At 74.3% G+C, this 15,781-nt stretch carries 13 protein-coding genes; 9 read left to right on the top strand and 4 right to left on the bottom strand.

The genetic code is table 11. The annotated features are described in order from the left end of the window. Positions 1 to 64: 64 nt before the first annotated feature. Together uraH and uraD are read right to left on the bottom strand one after the other, a co-directional pair. A complete protein-coding gene (gene uraH, locus SERN_RS07840) occupies positions 65 to 418 on the bottom strand; it encodes a hydroxyisourate hydrolase (RefSeq protein ID WP_135849540.1) in 354 nt (117 codons plus the stop codon). Beyond that, positions 415 to 918, bottom strand: a complete 504-nt coding sequence (gene uraD, locus SERN_RS07835) for a 2-oxo-4-hydroxy-4-carboxy-5-ureidoimidazoline decarboxylase (RefSeq protein WP_135849539.1) — start codon at positions 916 to 918, stop codon at positions 415 to 417. Before uraD ends, uraH begins: the two co-directional genes overlap by 4 nt. A 135-nt stretch (positions 919 to 1,053) precedes the next feature. Here uraD and allB point away from each other — a divergent pair, with 135 nt between their 5' ends. The 9 genes from allB to SERN_RS07790 all read left to right on the top strand — a co-directional run bounded on the left by allB (position 1,054) and on the right by SERN_RS07790 (position 11,612). Continuing rightward, positions 1,054 to 2,391 (top strand): allantoinase AllB, encoded by a 1,338-nt coding sequence (allB, locus tag SERN_RS07830; protein WP_135849538.1) that lies wholly within the window; start codon positions 1,054 to 1,056, stop codon positions 2,389 to 2,391. Continuing rightward, complete coding sequence (locus tag SERN_RS07825) at positions 2,388 to 3,551, top strand: acetamidase/formamidase family protein (RefSeq protein ID WP_233251539.1); 1,164 nt, start codon at positions 2,388 to 2,390, stop codon at positions 3,549 to 3,551. The genes allB and SERN_RS07825 overlap by 4 nt, the downstream gene beginning before the upstream one ends. Next, positions 3,548 to 5,179, top strand: a complete 1,632-nt coding sequence (locus SERN_RS07820) for an AtzH-like domain-containing protein (protein WP_233251538.1) — start codon at positions 3,548 to 3,550, stop codon at positions 5,177 to 5,179. Before SERN_RS07825 ends, SERN_RS07820 begins: the two co-directional genes overlap by 4 nt. Before the next feature lie 50 nt (positions 5,180 to 5,229). Then, positions 5,230 to 6,414: a pyridoxal-phosphate-dependent aminotransferase family protein gene (locus tag SERN_RS07815; protein WP_135849824.1), complete on the top strand. Its 1,185-nt coding sequence runs from the start codon at positions 5,230 to 5,232 to the stop codon at positions 6,412 to 6,414. Further along, complete coding sequence (locus SERN_RS07810) at positions 6,411 to 7,781, top strand: Zn-dependent hydrolase (RefSeq protein WP_135849537.1); 1,371 nt, start codon at positions 6,411 to 6,413, stop codon at positions 7,779 to 7,781. Before SERN_RS07815 ends, SERN_RS07810 begins: the two co-directional genes overlap by 4 nt. Positions 7,782 to 7,933: 152 nt before the next feature. Then, positions 7,934 to 9,022 carry an ABC transporter substrate-binding protein gene (locus SERN_RS07805; RefSeq protein ID WP_135849536.1) on the top strand — a complete coding sequence of 363 codons (1,089 nt, stop codon included), beginning with the start codon at positions 7,934 to 7,936 and terminating at the stop codon, positions 9,020 to 9,022. A 13-nt stretch (positions 9,023 to 9,035) separates the two neighbouring features. After that, positions 9,036 to 9,884, top strand: a complete 849-nt coding sequence (locus SERN_RS07800) for an ABC transporter ATP-binding protein (RefSeq protein WP_135849535.1) — start codon at positions 9,036 to 9,038, stop codon at positions 9,882 to 9,884. Beyond that, complete coding sequence (locus tag SERN_RS07795) at positions 9,874 to 10,728, top strand: ABC transporter permease (RefSeq protein ID WP_135849534.1); 855 nt, start codon at positions 9,874 to 9,876, stop codon at positions 10,726 to 10,728. Before SERN_RS07800 ends, SERN_RS07795 begins: the two co-directional genes overlap by 11 nt. Next, a complete protein-coding gene (locus SERN_RS07790) occupies positions 10,725 to 11,612 on the top strand; it encodes an ABC transporter permease (protein ID WP_233251537.1) in 888 nt (295 codons plus the stop codon). The genes SERN_RS07795 and SERN_RS07790 overlap by 4 nt, the downstream gene beginning before the upstream one ends. A gap of 421 nt (positions 11,613 to 12,033) precedes the next feature. Here the strand turns inward: SERN_RS07790 and SERN_RS07785 are convergent, their stop codons facing one another. Continuing rightward, on the bottom strand, positions 12,034 to 14,928 hold the full coding sequence (locus SERN_RS07785; RefSeq protein WP_135849533.1) for a molybdopterin-dependent oxidoreductase: 2,895 nt from the start codon (positions 14,926 to 14,928) through the stop codon (positions 12,034 to 12,036). Continuing rightward, positions 14,925 to 15,776, bottom strand: a complete 852-nt coding sequence (locus tag SERN_RS07780; protein WP_135849532.1) for an FAD binding domain-containing protein — start codon at positions 15,774 to 15,776, stop codon at positions 14,925 to 14,927. Before SERN_RS07780 ends, SERN_RS07785 begins: the two co-directional genes overlap by 4 nt. Between the last annotated feature and the right edge of the window lie 5 nt (positions 15,777 to 15,781).

Here is a 15,781-nt window from a genome sequence, read left to right as displayed (position 1 = left end):
GTGTCACGGGACCGTTTCGGTGGTGGTTCGGGGCTGTTCCGCCTCGGCGCTCGCCCGCTCGGCGTCAGCTGCCGCGGTAGGTGCTGTACGCGAACGGGCTGAGCAGCAGCGGCACGTGGTGGTGGCGCAGCGAGCCGTCCGGGGCGTCGGCGACGGCGAACGTCACGGCCACCTCGGGGTAGAACGTCTCGACGTCGCGGCGGGCGAAGTAGGCACCGGTCGCGAACGTCAGCACGTAGGTGCCCACCGGCAGCCGCTCCGGTCCGAGCGCGGCGCGGCCGTCGGTGTCGGTCTTCGCGCGGGCGATCTCCTCGCCCCCGGCGGCCCAGAGGACGGCGAGGACGGCGACGGCGGGGGTCCCCGCCGAGGCGTCCAGCACGTGGGTGGTCAGGTGGGTGGTGGCCGGCGCGGTGCTCATGCGTCCTCCTCGATGCTCGACGCGAGCCGGAGCTCCGCGATCTGGGCGAGCTGGTCCAGGGCCTCGGCGGCCTCGGTCGCGTCGTCGTTGGCGAGCCGGCGGCGCGCCTGCTCCAGCATCTCGTGCGGCGAGCGCCCCGCCGCACGGATGAGGAACACGCGGCCGAACCGGTCCTCGTAGGCAGCGTTGGCGGCCGCGATCGCCTCCGTGACGTCCTGCTCGGCGCCGGCCATCGCGGACTGCTCGCTGCGCGAGGCGTCGGCCTCGGCGCCGGATCCGCGCGGCCGTTCACCGATGCGCGGGTGGTGCGCGAGCGCCGCGTCGAGGTCCGGCGCGCGCCAGGTCGCCGCGAGCGCCGCCGCTCGCTCGGTCAGCGCCGCTCGCGAACCGTAGGGCCGGCCGGCCACGACGGCGTCCACCCAGGCGGGCACCGCCGCCCAGACACCCACGACCTCGGCCGCGCGCTCCGCCGTCAGCTCGTCGAACTCCTCGATGTGCACGCGGCCACGGTAGCCGCCGCCCGTGACGGCCCCGTGTCGGCAGCACGTCGGGGTTGGTCGGCGACGGGTCGGTGACGTGTCCGTCGGAGACGAGGCGGTAACCCGGGGGAAACCCGACCTTCCTACAGTCGCGGGATGACAGCCCCGCGATCCGTCGCAGCTCAGCGCGTGCACCTCGGCGGCCCGCCGCGCCCGGCCACGATCCACCTCGAGGGCGGCCGCATCGCCGCGATCGAGGAGTTCGACGGCGGTGCCGACGTCGTCCTGCCGCCCGAGCACGTGCTCCTGCCCGGTCTCGTGGACAGCCACGTGCACCTCGACGAGCCCGGCCGCACCGAGTGGGAGGGCTTCGCCACCGGCACGGCCGCAGCCGCGGCGGGCGGCGTCACCACCGTCGTCGACATGCCGCTCAACAGCGTGCCGGTGACGACGACGCCCGACGCGCTGGCGGCCAAGCGCGCCGCGACGGCGGGCAAGCTCGCCGTCGACGTCGCCTACTGGGGCGGCGCCGTGCCCGAGAACCTGGGCGCGCTGCGCGAGCTGGCCGCCGCCGGCGTCGTCGGCTTCAAGTGCTTCCTCGCACCCTCGGGCATCGACGAGTTCGGACACCTCGAACCCGCGCAGCTCGAGGCGGCGCTCACCGAGATCGCGGGGTTCGACGGCCTCCTCATCGTGCACGCAGAGGATCCCGGGCACCTGCACCCCGGCGGTCCGCTCGGTGTGCGCTACTCCGACTTCCTCGCGTCGCGGCCGCCGGCGAGCGAGGCCGTCGCCGTGGCCGGGGTCATCGAGGCCGCGCGCCGCACCGGGGCCCGCGCGCACGTCGTGCACCTGTCCGACGGCGGCACGCTGCCCGCCGTCCGCGCCGCGCGGGCGGAGGGCGTGCGGCTGACCGTGGAGACCTGTCCGCACTACCTGACGCTGCGGGCCGAGGACGTGCCGGACGCGTCACCGGCGTTCAAGTGCTGCCCGCCCATCCGCGACCAGGCGAACCAGGACCTCCTGTGGGAGGGCGTGCTCGACGGCACGATCGACGCTGTCGTCAGCGACCACTCCCCCTCGACGCTCGCGCTGAAGGAGCAGGGCGGGGGCGACCTCGGGCTCGCGTGGGGCGGCATCTCGGGCGTGCAGACGGGCCTGTCGGCGCTCTGGACGCAGGCTCGCGTGCGCGGAGTGGCCCTGGAGGACCTCCTCCCGCTGCTCACCACGGGGCCCGCGCGGATCGCCGGCCTCGAGGCTGCCGGACGCATCGCGGTCGGCGCCCCGGCCCACCTCGTCGCGTTCGCGCCCGAGACCCGCTGGGAGGTCGACGCGGCGACCCTGGAGTACCGCACGAAGCTGAGCCCGTGGCACGGCCAGGTGCTCGACGGGGTCGTCGAGCAGACGTGGGTCCACGGCGTCCCGGTGTGGCGGCGCGGCGACGGCGTGCTGGCGCGCGCCGGACGCGAGATCCTCGCCGGCGGCACCGCGTGAGCACGGAGCGAGGGGTGGGTCCCGTGCTGCAGCCCGGGACGGGTGAGCGCCCCGGCGACCACTACCTCCCCGCGGCCCCGACCACCGTCCTGTGGGGCCGGCTCCCGTGCGCGGCGGACGACCCCGTGCTGCGCATCGCCTCGGGCGAGAGCGTCACGTTCGACACCGTCAGCCACGAGGGGCTGCTGCCGGACCAGGGCTCCGACCCCGTCGCGTACTTCGCCGGTCACGGGGTGCCGCGCGAGGAGGTGCTGGACGACGCCGTCGCCATCACCGCGCACCTCGCGCGCGACCCGGAGCACGACGGCCCGCACGTGGTCACCGGGCCCGTGCACGTCGAGGGCGCCCTGCCCGGCGACCTCCTGCGCCTGAGCGTCGAGCGCCTCGTGCCGCGCGTGCCCTACGGCGTCATCTCCAACCGGCACGGGCGCGGCGCGCTGCCCGGCGAGCTCCCGCGCGATCCCGACACGGCCGCCGTCAGCGTCTTCACGCCCGTGCAGGTGCGCGACGGCGTACCCGTCGGGGCCCTGCCGCTCGTCGACGGCGGCCCGCGCGTCGTGACGTTCCCGCTCGCCCCGTTCCTCGGGATCATGGGCGTGGCGACGGCGGGCGACGAGCGCCACCACTCCGTGCCGCCCGGACCCCACGGCGGGAACATCGACATCAACCTGCTCGTCGAGGGCACGTCGCTGCTCCTGCCCGTCCAGGTGCCGGGTGCCCTGGCGTACGTGGGCGACCCGCACTTCGCGCAGGGCGACGGCGAGGTCGCGCTGACGGCGCTGGAGGCATCCCTGCGCGCGACCGTCCGCCTCGAGGTGATCCCCGCGGCTCAGGCGCGCGAGGCCTACGGGGAGCTGACCGGACCCCTGGTGGAGACGTCGGAGCACCTCGTGCCCACCGGGATGGACGCCGACCTGGCCGAGGCGCTGCGCTGCTGCGTGCGCGCCGCGATCGCGCTGCTGCGCGCCCGCTACGGCATGGCCGAGCACCTGGCCTACGCCTACCTCTCGGCCGCGACCGACTTCGACGTCTCGCAGGTCGTCGACCTCGTGTGCGGGGTGCACGCGCGCATCCGCAAGGCAGACTTCGAGGGCTCGAGCACCGCCGACGCCGACGCCGGCGTCGCCACCGCACCACCGCAGGAGAGGCAGGGTCCGTGACCGCATCGATGCCACCCGATCTGCTGGCGGCCTTCGAGGACTACGAGCGAGCCATCGCCGCCGACGACCTCGAGGCGCTCGACGCCGCCTTCGCGCCCGGACCGGCGACGATGCGCGCCGACGCCGCGGGCCTCCTCGTGGGCCACGACGTCATCAGCTCCTTCCGCAGCACGCGCGGCGGCGTGCCGGAGCGCGTGATCGAGCGCGTCGAGCACCGTCGGCTCGGACCGGACGCCGCCCTCGTCGTGGCCCTCTCGCGATACGCGATCGGCGGGACGGGGACGCAGACCCAGCTCTGGGAGCGGATCGAGGGCCGCTGGCTCATCACCGCCGCGCACGTCACACCGCGCGCCCAGGCCCTGGACCGCTCGATCTGGCGCAGCGTCGGCGACCCGCTGTGGCAGGGCTCGTGGGACGGCCCGCTCGCGGGCCGGACCGTCGCGGTCAAGGACCTCTTCGCGCTCAAGGGCTACCGGATCGGTGCCGGGAACCCGACCTACCTCGAGACCGCGCGCGTCGAGCCCGCCAGCGCACCCGCCGTCGTCGACCTCCTGCGCGCGGGCGCGTCGCTGCGCGGCATCGCCCGCACGGACGAGCTCGCCTACTCGGTCGCCGGGGACAACCCCCACCACGGCACCCCGCCGAACGGTGCGCTCCCGGGCGCGCTGCCCGGCGGCTCCTCGAGCGGCCCGGCCTCCGCCGTCGCCACGGGCCAGGCCGACATCGGCCTGGCGACCGACACCGCGGGCTCGGTCAGGGTGCCCGCGTCCTACCAGGGGCTGTGGGGCCTGCGGACCACGCACGGGCTCGTCCCGCGCCAGGGCCTGCTGCCGCTCGCGCAGTCGTTCGACACCGTCGGCTGGCTGACGCGCGACGGCCACACGCTGCAGCGGATCGCCGACTGGTGCCTCAGCTACGACGGCTCAGAATCGACGGAGAGCGTCTACGGAGAGTCGGGCGTCGAGCTGCCGTGGCGCCTCGCCGTGCCGCAGGAGGTGCTGGCGGCCGCCGACCCCGCCACGGCCGAGGCCTTCGAGGCGCTCCTGGCCGCCGTCCAGGAGCTGCCGGACGCCCCGCCGGTCGATCTGGTCAGCATCGGCGACCTCGCGGGCTACGCCGACCCCTTCCGCCTCGTGCAGGGCGCCGAGGCCTGGCGCAACCACGGGGAGTGGGTGCGCGCGCACCCGCACGCGCTCGGCGCCGCCGTCGCCGAGCGGATGCGCGCCGCCGCCGAGGTGACCGCCGCGGTCGAGGCGCAGGCGCGCACCGACCTCGCCGACCGCGCCGACCACCTCCGCGGCCTCGTGGCCGGGACCGTGCTGATCGCCCCGACGGTGCCCGGCCCCGCGCCGTCGCGCACCGCCACGGGCGACGGGGTCGCCGACGTGCGCACGCGCACGCTGCGGATGACGACGCCGGCCTCGGTCGCCGGCCTGCCCACCGTCTCGCTGCCGCTGCTGACGCTGCCGAGCGAGCTCGGACCGGCGCCGGTCGGGGTCTGCCTGACCTCGCGCGCCGGGACCGACATCGCCCTCGTGCGCCTGGCTCGGCGGCTGGCCGACCTGCTCCACCCCTCGTCCGTCCCGGCCCCGCCGCGACCCCCGCACCACGGAAGGAGCCGGTCGTGACCGTGCTGACCGACGTCCCCGGACCGATCGACCCGCCCCACCGCCTGCTGATGGGCCCGGGCCCGGTCGACGCCTACCCCGGCGTGCTGCGCGCGATGTCCGCCCGGCTGGTCGGGCAGTACGACCCGTTCATGACCGAGGCGATGACGCAGACGCAGGCCCTCTTCCGGAACGTCTGGTCGTCGACGGCGGACGCGTGCGTCCTCGTGGACGGCACCTCGCGCGCGGGCATCGAGGCCGCGGTCCTCTCGCTCGTGCGCCCCGGTGAGCGCGTGCTCGTGCCGATCTTCGGCCGCTTCGGGCACCTGCTGGCCGAGATCGCCGAACGCGCCATGGCGGAGGTGCACACGATCGAGACGGCGTGGGGTCAGGTGTTCGCGCCGTCGGCGATCGAGGAGGCGATCACGCGCGTGCGCCCGACGCTGCTCGCGCTGGTGCAGGGCGACACCTCGACCACGATGCTGCAGCCGCTGGAGGAGATCGGCGAGATCTGCCGGCGGCACGGCGTGCTGTTCTACTCCGACGCCACGGCCTCGCTCGGCGGCAACCCGTTCGAGGCGGACGCGTGGGGCCTGGACGCCGCGACGGCCGGCCTGCAGAAGTGCCTCGGCGGCCCGTCGGGCTCCTCGCCGCTCGTGATGTCGGACCGCGCGGTGGAGGTGGTGCGCAGCCGTGCCCGTATCGAGGCGGGCATCCGCGAGGAGGGGGACCCGGTCGCCGTCGACTTCATCCGCTCCAACTACCTCGACGTCGGCATGATCCTGGACTACTGGGGGCCGCGTCGGCTGAACCACCACACCGAGGCGACGTCCATGCTCTACGCGGCGCGCGAGTGCGCGCGCGTCATCGCGCTCGAGGGTCGCGACGCCGTCATCGCGCGCCACGCGCTCGCCGGCGAGGCGATGCTGGCCGGTGTCCGGGCGCTGGGGCTGACCGTGTTCGGGGACGTCGCGCACAAGATGAGCAACGTCGTCGCCGTCGAGATCCCCGACGGCGTCCCCGGCGACGTCGCGCGCGCCGCGCTGCTGACGGACTTCGGCATCGAGATCGGCACGTCGTTCGGACCGCTGCACGGGCGGGTCTGGCGGATCGGGACGATGGGCTACAACGCCCGCCAGGACGCCGTCGTGACCACGCTCGCCGCGCTCGAGCAGGTGCTGCGACGCTTCGGCTTCGCCGCCCCGGCGGGCGGGGGCGTCGAGGCCGCGACCGACACCTACCGGGGAGCCGCGTGAGCTGGCGGACCCTGCTGGAGATCTCCCCGGAGCTGCTCGCGACGGCCGCGCGGCGAGCCATGACGCGCTGCGACGAGCTGGCGCGCGTGACCGCGACCCCCGGCACGATCGAGCGCGTCCATCTCTCGCCCGAGCACGCGCGCGTGAACCGACTGGTGGCCGAGTGGATGCGCGAGCTGGGGATGACCACGCGGCAGGACGCGGCGGGCAACCAGATCGGCCGGCTCGCGCCGCGCCCGCGCGCCACGGTGATCGCGGGCGACCCCGGCCCGTCCGCGAGCGAGCGGGCGCTGCGCGACGAGACGCCGGCGCTGCTGCTGGGGTCGCACCTGGACACGGTGCTGGACGCGGGGAGGTACGACGGCGTCGTCGGTGTGCTGATGGCGCTGGAGGTCGTGCGGCTGCTGCGCGTGGTGGTCGACGGCGCGGGCGGGCCCCGCGCGTCCTCGCCGTTCCCGTTCGCGCTCGAGGTGATCGCGTTCTCCGACGAGGAGGGCACCCGGTTCGGCAAGGCGCTGCTCGGGTCGAGCGCCGTGGCGGGTCTGTGGCGGCCGGAGTGGTGGTCGCTGACCGACGCGGGCGGCACCACGCTGCGGCAGGCCGCGCTCGAGTTCGGCCTCGACCCCGGCCGGATCGGCGAGGCGGCACGGCGGCCGGAGGAGCTGGTGGGCTACCTCGAGGCGCACATCGAGCAGGGGCCGGAGCTGGACCGGCGGGGCGAGTCGCTCGCCGTCGTCTCCTCGATCGCGAGCGCCCGGCGGTTCCAGGTCGTGGTCGACGGCGAGGCCCGCCACGCGGGTGGGACGCCGTACGACATGCGGCACGACGCGCTGCTGGGCGCGAGCGAGGCTGCGCTCGCGGTGGAGCGGATCTGCCGTGCGGAGCACCACATCGTCGGCACGGTCGGGCAGTTCGAGGCGTTCCCCGGGGCGGTCAACGTGGTGCCGGGCCAGGTGCGGTTCTCGCTCGACCTGCGCGGTGAGCTCGACGACGACCGCGACCGCGTGTGGGACGCGCTCGGGCGCGAGCTCGACACGATCATGGGCGGCCGCGGGCTGCGCTGGGCCTGGCGCGAGATCCACAGCGCGGCGGCCGTGATGTGCGCGCCGCTGCTGCAGGACGTCGTCGGGGCGGGCATCACCACGACGCTGGCGCGCGGGGCCGACGCTCCCGCCCGAATCTTCAGCCGCGCCGGCCACGACGCGATGGCGATCGGTGCGCTGACCGACGTCGGCATGCTGTTCCTGCGCAACCCCGACGGCGTGAGCCACCACCCGGCCGAGTCGGTCGCCACGGGCGACGTGGCCCTGGGCATCCGGGCGCTGACGGAGGCCGTGGTGCGTCTGGGCGCCGAGCACCGCCCCTGACACACCTCGAGCCCACCGCCAGCCGCAACCCGTTACGCGCAGGAAACCGGAGTGCTCCGGAGCCGGAAACGTCGTGGTTCTACGGTCAGCCTCACTGCACCCCGCTCCGCCCCCGGCTCGCCGGGGCGGAGCACCGGACCCTGGAGCCCCTGATGACCCCCACCGCACGCACCACCCCCCGTCGCGCCCGCGGCTCCCTCGCGATCGCGACCCTCGCCGTCGCCGCCCTCGGTCTCTCCGCCTGCTCCGGCGGGGACGACGCCGAGAGCGCCGCGACCTCCGGTTCCGGCGACGCCGCGGTGTCGCTCGGCGATATCAGCGTCCAGCTCAGCTGGATCAAGAACGAGGAGTTCGCGGGCGAGTTCTTCGCCCTCGAGAACGGCTACTACACCGACGCCGGTCTGGGCGAGGTCACGCTGACCGCCGGCCCCTCCACGGGTGCCGCCGAGCTCATCTCCGGCACCACCGACGTCGCACTGTCCGACGCCGTCTCGATCGGCTCCGTCGTCGCGAGCGAGGGCGCCCCGCTGAAGATCATCGGCACCACCTTCCAGAAGAACCCCTTCACGGTCCTCTCGCTGGCTGACGGTGCCGACATCGCCACGCCCGAGGACCTGATCGGCAAGAAGATCGGCGTCCAGGACTCCAACACCGCCCTGTTCCAGGCGCTGCTGGCGGCCAACGACATCGACCCGAGCGAGGTCGAGGTCGTGCCGGTGCAGTACGACCCCGCGCCCCTGGTCTCCGGCGAGGTCGACGGCTTCATCGCCTACCTCACCAACGAGGCCATCACGGTGGAGTCGGGCGGCAACCCGACCACGAACCTCGCCTTCGCCGACAACGGCCTGCCGTTCGTCGCGGAGAGCGTGGCCGTGACCGACGACGCGATCGCGAACGACCGCGAGAAGCTCAAGGCCTTCCTGGTGGCCGAGATCAAGGGCTGGACCGACGCGGTGAACGACCCCGAGGAGGGTGCGCGCCTCGCGTACGAGGTGTACGGCGCCGATCTCGACCTCGACCCGGAGAAGACCCTGGCCGGCGCGACCGCGCAGAACGAGCTCATCGTGTCCGACGAGACCGAGGCGAACGGCCTGTTCACGATCTCCGAGGAGCTGCAGGCCTCGACGGTGGAGAGCCTCGCCGGCGCCGGCATCGACCTCGAGGCGTCCGACCTCTTCGACCTCTCGCTCCTGGCCGAGGTCTACGAGGAGAACCCCGAGCTCGTCGACTACGCGGGCTGAGGCGCGGCAGACCATGAGCGCTCCCACGAGCCCGACCACCGCCTCCGCACCGACCGGAGCCACGGGCACCACCGGCAGCCTCGGCACGGGGCTGCGCCTGGAGGGCCTGTCGAAGGTCTTCGCCACCGGGCGCAACCGCGTCACGGCCCTGGCGGACACCGACCTCTTCACCGACCAGGGCACGTTCCTGTCGCTGCTCGGCCCCTCGGGCTGCGGCAAGTCGACGATCCTGCGCATCCTGGCCGGACTCGAGGAGCCGACGGGCGGCACGGCCCTGGTGGACGGGATGACCCCGTGGGAGCTGCGGCGCGGGAACCACCTGGGCATCGCGTTCCAGGACTCCGCGCTGCTGCCGTGGCGCAGCGTGCTGTCCAACGTCCGGCTGCCGTTCGAGGTGGCCGGGCGCAAGGTGGACGACGACTACGTGCGCGAGATGATCGCGCTCGTCGGGCTGAACGGCTTCGAGAAGGCCAAGCCCGCCCAGCTCTCCGGCGGGATGAGGCAGCGGGTCTCCATCGCCCGCTCCCTCATCCTGCGGCCGGACGTGCTGCTGTTCGACGAGCCGTTCGGCGCGCTGGACGACATGACGCGCCAGCGCCTCAACCTCGAGCTGCTGCGCATCTGGACCGAGCGGCCAGCCACCACGCTGCTGGTCACGCACGGCATCTCCGAGGCGATCTTCCTGTCGGACAAGGTCGCGGTCATGAGTCCGCGCCCCGGTCGGATCAAGGAGGTCATGACGATCGACCTGCCGCGACCGCGGACCCCGGAGATGATGCGGACGCCGGAGTTCCACACGTACGTGGACCAGGCGTCCGAAATCCTGTTCGGCGAGGGCGGGGCGGCGACCGATGACCACTGACGCGCCGGCCGCCGTCGTGCCGGTCTCTCCGGACAGCCGCGACAGCCGGGATGCGACGGCCCTGCCCGCCCCCGGTGCGCGGCGGCTCCCGCCGTGGGCGATCGGCGTGCTGGGTGGCGTCGTCATCGTCGCGCTCTGGTGGCTGCTCGCGCTGTGGGCCGCGGCCATCCCGACGCCGGTCGAGGTCGTGGCGGAGCTCGGCGACGCCGGGTGGGCCTACTTCTGGCGAAACTTCTCCGTCACGCTCGCGGGGGCGGGGACGGGGTACCTGTGGGGAAACGGGCTCGCACTCGTGCTGTCCGGCCTCGTGATCGTGGTGCCGCGCCTCGAGGGCCTCATCACGCAGCTCGCGATCATCACCTACTGCATCCCGATCGTCGCGGTCGGGATCCTCGCCGTCGTCCTCATCCAGCCGCCGGCGGCCGGACAGCCCTCGGGAACGGCCGTGCTGCTCGCATCGCTGTCGGTCTTCTTCACCACCGTCGTGGCCACGCTGCTCGGCCTCAAGTCCGCCGACGCCTCGGCGCTCGACGTCGTGGCGGTCTTCGGTGGCAGCCGCTTCACGCAGCTGGTCAAGGTGCGGCTCGTGGCCGCGCTGCCCGCCATCCTCAACGGCCTGCAGATCGCCGTCCCCGCGGCCTTCCTCGGCGCCGTGCTCGGCGAGTTCTTCGGCAAGATCGAGGCTGGCGTCGGTCTCGCCATGACCCTCGCGATGCAGAACTCCGACGCTCCCCGGGTCTGGGCGCTCGCGCTGGCGAGCGGCGTCGTGGCGCTGGCCGGGTTCGCGCTGGTGGGTCTCGTCGCACGGCTCGTCGCCCCGTGGTCGAAGGGGGCGGCGTCGTGACCGCGGGAACCGTGGCCGCGCCGACCTCACCGGCGGCGCCCACCGCGCCCGACGCCGTGACGTCCCGCGTCAGCCGTGAGGCCCGCCAGGCGGTGGTCAAGGCGCTGACGCGCTCGCTCTCCACGTTCGCGCTGACGATCGTGGCGGTCGTGGTGCTGTGGTTCGGGGTGCTCGCGGTCTTCGACATCTCGCCGTTGATCGCCAAGAACCCGCTCGACGTCTGGAACTACCTCACGACCGTTCCGGCGGCGCCCGCCAACCGTGAGCTGATCGCCGCCAACCTCGGCGTGACGCTCGGTCATTCGCTGATCGGCTTCGTCGCCGGGCTCGTGGCGGCGATGGTCGGGGCGCTGCTGTTCCAGCTCAGCAAGGGCGTCGAGCACGCTCTCATGCCGGCGGCGATGCTGCTGCGCTCCGTCCCGCTGATCGCGATGGCACCCGTCATCATCCTGATCTTCGGCCGCGATCTCGCCACCGTCGCCGTCATCGGCGGCATCGTGGTGCTCTTCCCGGCGCTCGTGACGATCTCGTTCGGGCTGCGGTCCGCGGCCGGTCACATGAACGACCTGGTCGCCGTCTACGGCGGTGGCACCGTCTCGACCCTGCGACACGTGGCGATCCCGTCCTCGCTGCCCGCGTTCTTCGCGGCCGTGCGGATCTCGGTGCCCGGCGCGATCACGGGCGCGCTCCTGGCCGAGTGGCTCGCCGTCGGCGGCGGGATCGGTGGCTCGATCGGCGGCTTCGTCCCGCAGGCGCAGTTCACGGCCCTGTGGACGTCGGTCGTGGCCGTCACGGCGGTCTCGCTCGTGCTCTACAACGTGGTGCAGATCCTGGAGAACGTGGTGCTCGCCCGCATGGGCATGACACCCCAGAAGGGCCTCTAGCCCGGACGTCCGCCCCGGGTGAGCACGGCCGGAACCGCCCGCCCCACCGTTGGCTGTCACTCCTGGTCCGGATCACCGCCGGCAACCGGACGCACCGTGACAGCCAACGGCGACGACCACCCGGAACCGGCCGTACCGTGCCAGTCACCCGGTCACCCGGTCACCCGGTCACCCGGTCACCCGGTTACCCGGTTACCCGGTCGCCGTCGGCGGCTCGTTCGCTGTGCGCCCGTGGTCGCGTCGGCCCACCCGGTGCGGCCACCCGTGCACACCGAGCGGGCGAGACGGCTATCCGTGCACAGCGAACCAGCCCTGCGAAGGACGGCCCGATGACCGACTCGCCGGCCCGTCCACAGCCGGCCCGTCCACAGCCAGCCGGCCGGTCGGTCGGTCGGTCGGTCGGCGTCAGTGCCTCAGCGGGTCAGGACGCCGTCGCTGTCGCCCCACCCGTCGCACCGGCCTCGGCCGCCGCCCGCCACACGCGGTCGCGCGAGAACGGCTGCGTGAAGACCCGGGCGCCGGTCGCGCGCGCGATCGCGTTCCCCACGGCGGGTGCCACCGGGTTGTACGGCGACTCGCTCATCGACTTGGCGCCGAACGGCCCCAGCTCGTCGCTCGTCCGCGCGAAGTACACCTCGGTCGTCGGCACGTCCGCGAACTGCGGCACGCGGTAGAACCGGAACACCGAGGAGGTGACCGTGCCGGCGCCGTCGGTCATGACCTCCTCCAGCAGCGCGCTGCCGAGTCCCTGCGCCGCGCCGCCCTCGACCTGACCGCGGCACTGCGCGGGGTTGAGGACCACACCGGCGTCGGCCGCCTGGACCGACTGCAGCACCCGCACGCTGCCGGTCTCGACGTCGACGGCGACGCGCACCGCGTGCACGTTGAACGCCAGCGACCTGACGTACGCGCGCTCCTCCACGCTCGCGCGCAGCCCGTCGGTCACGAGGTCCTCCGGCGCGGCGGCGGCCAGCACGTCCGCCCACGGGACGGTCCGGCCGTCGACGATCGCGCCGCCCGGCCCCAGCTCGACGTCGTCGGCGGCCACGTCGCCGGCGAACACGTCGTCACCCTCGCCGCCCCCGACCACCCCGCGCGCCAACCCCGCCACCAGCGTCCGCAGCTTCGTGCAGGCCGCGTGCAGCGCCCTGCCCGCCACGGTGATGCCCGAGGACGCGAACGCCCCCGTGTCGTGGCCGACGAGGTCGGTGTCGGAGCGGCGCAGCACCAGGCGGTCGCCGCCGATGCCGAGCACCGTCGTGGCGATCTGCCGGTGGACCGTGGAGGTGCCGTTGCCGAACTCGGCCGATCCGACGTCGAGCACCACCACGCCGTCGGGCCGCAGCGTCGCGCTCGCGTCGGAGAAGTGTCCGCGCGGCGCCATCGTGGACAGCATCGAGAGCGCCATCCCCTCCCCCACGGCCCAGCCCGCGGGCGCCTCGACGCCGTTCCCGCGCCGCAGCGCCGCCTGCGCCAGGTCGAGGCACTGGTCGAGCCCGTAGCTGCCCCACACGATGTCCTCCTCGTGGTCGGGGTGCGTGACGTGGATCGGATCGCCGCGCCTGACGGCGTTGAGCCGACGCAGGTCGAACGGGTCGATGCCGAGCTCCTGCGCGAGCAGGTCCATCGCCGACTCCACGCCGAGGATCACCTGCCCGAGGCCGTACCCCCGGAACGCGCCCGAGGGCACGTTGTTCGTGTACACCGCCTCGGCGTCCACGCGCGTCACGGGCGAGCGGTAGACGCCGATCGACTCCGAGCAGCCGTGGAACATCACACCGATCGCGTGGTTGCCGTAGGCGCCCGTGTCGCTCAGCACGTCGATCTTCATGGCCGTCAGGACGCCGTCGGTGCCGGCCCCGAGGGTCACCGAGACGCGCATCGGGTGCCGGAACGAGGACCGCACGAACTCGTCGTTGCGGGAGAACTCGTAGGCGACCGGCCGGGACGTCCGCAGCACCGCGAGCGCCACCAGGTCCTCGGTGAAGATCTCCTGCTTGCCGCCGAAACCGCCGCCGACGCGCGCCGCGAAGACCCGCACCCGCTCGCGCGGCAGGTCGAGCAGCAGCGCGAGCTCGTCGCGCACGAGGAACGGCACCTGCGTGCTGGAGCGGATGACGAGGCGTCCGTCGTCGTCGAGCCACCCGATCGAGCCGTGCGTCTCCAGCTGCGCGTGGCTCACGCGACTGGTCTGCCACGTGCCGCCGACGGTGACGGCGCTGGCCGCGAGCGCCGCGTCCACGTCGCCGCCGTAGCCGCCGTGCAGCGCCGCGACGACGTTGCGCCCCGACTCGTGCACGCGGTCGCTCTCGTCGAGCTCGGGGTGCAGGACCGGGGCGCCCGGTGACCGGGCGGCCTCGGGCTCGAAGACGGCCGGCAGCACCTCGTAGTCGATCCGCACCAGCGCACACGCGGCGGCCGCGGCGGCCGCGGTCTCCGCCACGACGGCGACCACGCGCTGGCCGATGTGGCGCACCACGTCGTCGAGCATCCGGGTGTCGTCGGGGTCGTCGTCGCGGAACTGGTGGCGGGCCGTGGAGTACCGGCGACGGGGGACGTCCTCGTGCGTGAGGATCACCACGACGCCCGGCACGGCGCGGGCCGCCGTGGTGTCGATGGCCACCACGCGCGCGTGCGCGTGCGGTGATCCGACGACACGCAGCGTCAGCGTCCCCGGCACCACGGTGTCGAACGTGAACGGCTCCAGACCCTGCACGATCTCTCGTCCGCGCGGCGGGCGGACGGAGTCGCCCACGCCGCCGGACATCGGGGCCCCTGCGGGGTCGACGGCCTCGACGGGCTCGGGCTCAGCCTCGACCGGAGCCGCAGGAGCCGACGCGAGCGCCGCCGTCGGGCAGCCACCGCACCCGTCGCCCGCTCCCCCGCCCACACCGGCGCAGATCGCCTCGCGGATCGGCCGGTAGCCCGTGCAGCGGCACAGGTTGCCCTTCATGCGGCGGTCGAGGTCGCCCAGGTCCTCCGGGCCCAGCGTCGAGGCCGTCACGCTCATGCCCGGTGTGCAGAAGCCGCACTGGAACCCGAAGCTCTCCACCAGCGCCTCCTGCACCGGGTGGAGCTCGTCGCCGGGCGCGAGGCCGGCGGCCGTCGTCACGCTCCGGCCCTCGGCTCGCCCGGCCGGGACGATGCACGAGTGCACGGCCTCGCCGTCGAGCAGGACCGAGCACGCGCCGCAGTCACCGGCGTCGCAGCCCTTCTTGACCTCGAGGTGCCCGCTCTCGCGCAGCAGCGTGCGCAGGCACTGCCCGGGCGCCGGCGCGGGCGTCTCGACGGCGGAGTCGTTGATCGTGAGCCTCATGCGGTCTCCTGCAGCAGGTCGTGGCGGACCCGGAGCGCGAGCGTCGCGCTGACGGCGCGCCGCCAGTCCGCGGGTCCCATCGGGTCGGAGTAGTAGCCCTCGGCGGCCTCGACGTCGGCGCGCAGCTCGGCCGCCGTGGGCACACCGGGGTAGCGCAGCACGACGGGTCGCGACGTCGCGGCGGTCACGCCGACGACCACCGCGCCGTCGGCGTCCACGCGTCCCGTCACCACCGACCCGGACCGTCCCAGCTCGGCCAGCGCGATCCGGCGCAGCGTGGCGCGCGAGCGCAGCGCCGCGGCGGGGATCTCGACGGCGCGCAGGATCTCCCCCGGCGCCAGGGCGTTCGTGGTGTCCCCGGTGGGGAGGTCGGCGACGGGCAGCCGGCGCTCGGACCCGTCAGCGGCCCAGCAGTGCGCGACGCCGTCGAGCGCGACGGCGAAGCTGATCATCGCCGCCGCCGCGTAGGTGCGGCAGACGTTGCCGCCGACGGTCGCCGTCGTCCAGATCTTGAACGACGCGAGCAGCGCGTCTGCCGCGCGCGGCGCGAGCGCGAGGGCAGCCCAGTCCGACGGCGGCGTCGCGAGCGAGGTGGTCCGCCGCGTCTGGCGGCCCTGCGCCCACTCCACGAGCGTCGCGATCGGGCACGTGGCCCCGATCCGCAGACCCTCGGGCCCGACCTCGAGGTCGGGCCACCCCATCGTCGTGAGGTCGACGAACCCGGTGGTGCGCGGCTGCGGCTCGCTCATCAGCCACGTCCCGCCCGCGATGGGCACCTCACCGGGCGCGAGCGCGAGGTCGGCGCGGGTGCGGGCGGCGCGGAAGGAGCTGATCGTCGTGACGTCCACGGCGT

This window comes from Serinibacter arcticus, from assembly GCF_004786095.1.
GTDB lineage: Bacteria > Actinomycetota > Actinomycetes > Actinomycetales > Beutenbergiaceae > Litorihabitans > Litorihabitans arcticus.
This window is presented reverse-complemented; position numbering and strand designations above follow the sequence as displayed.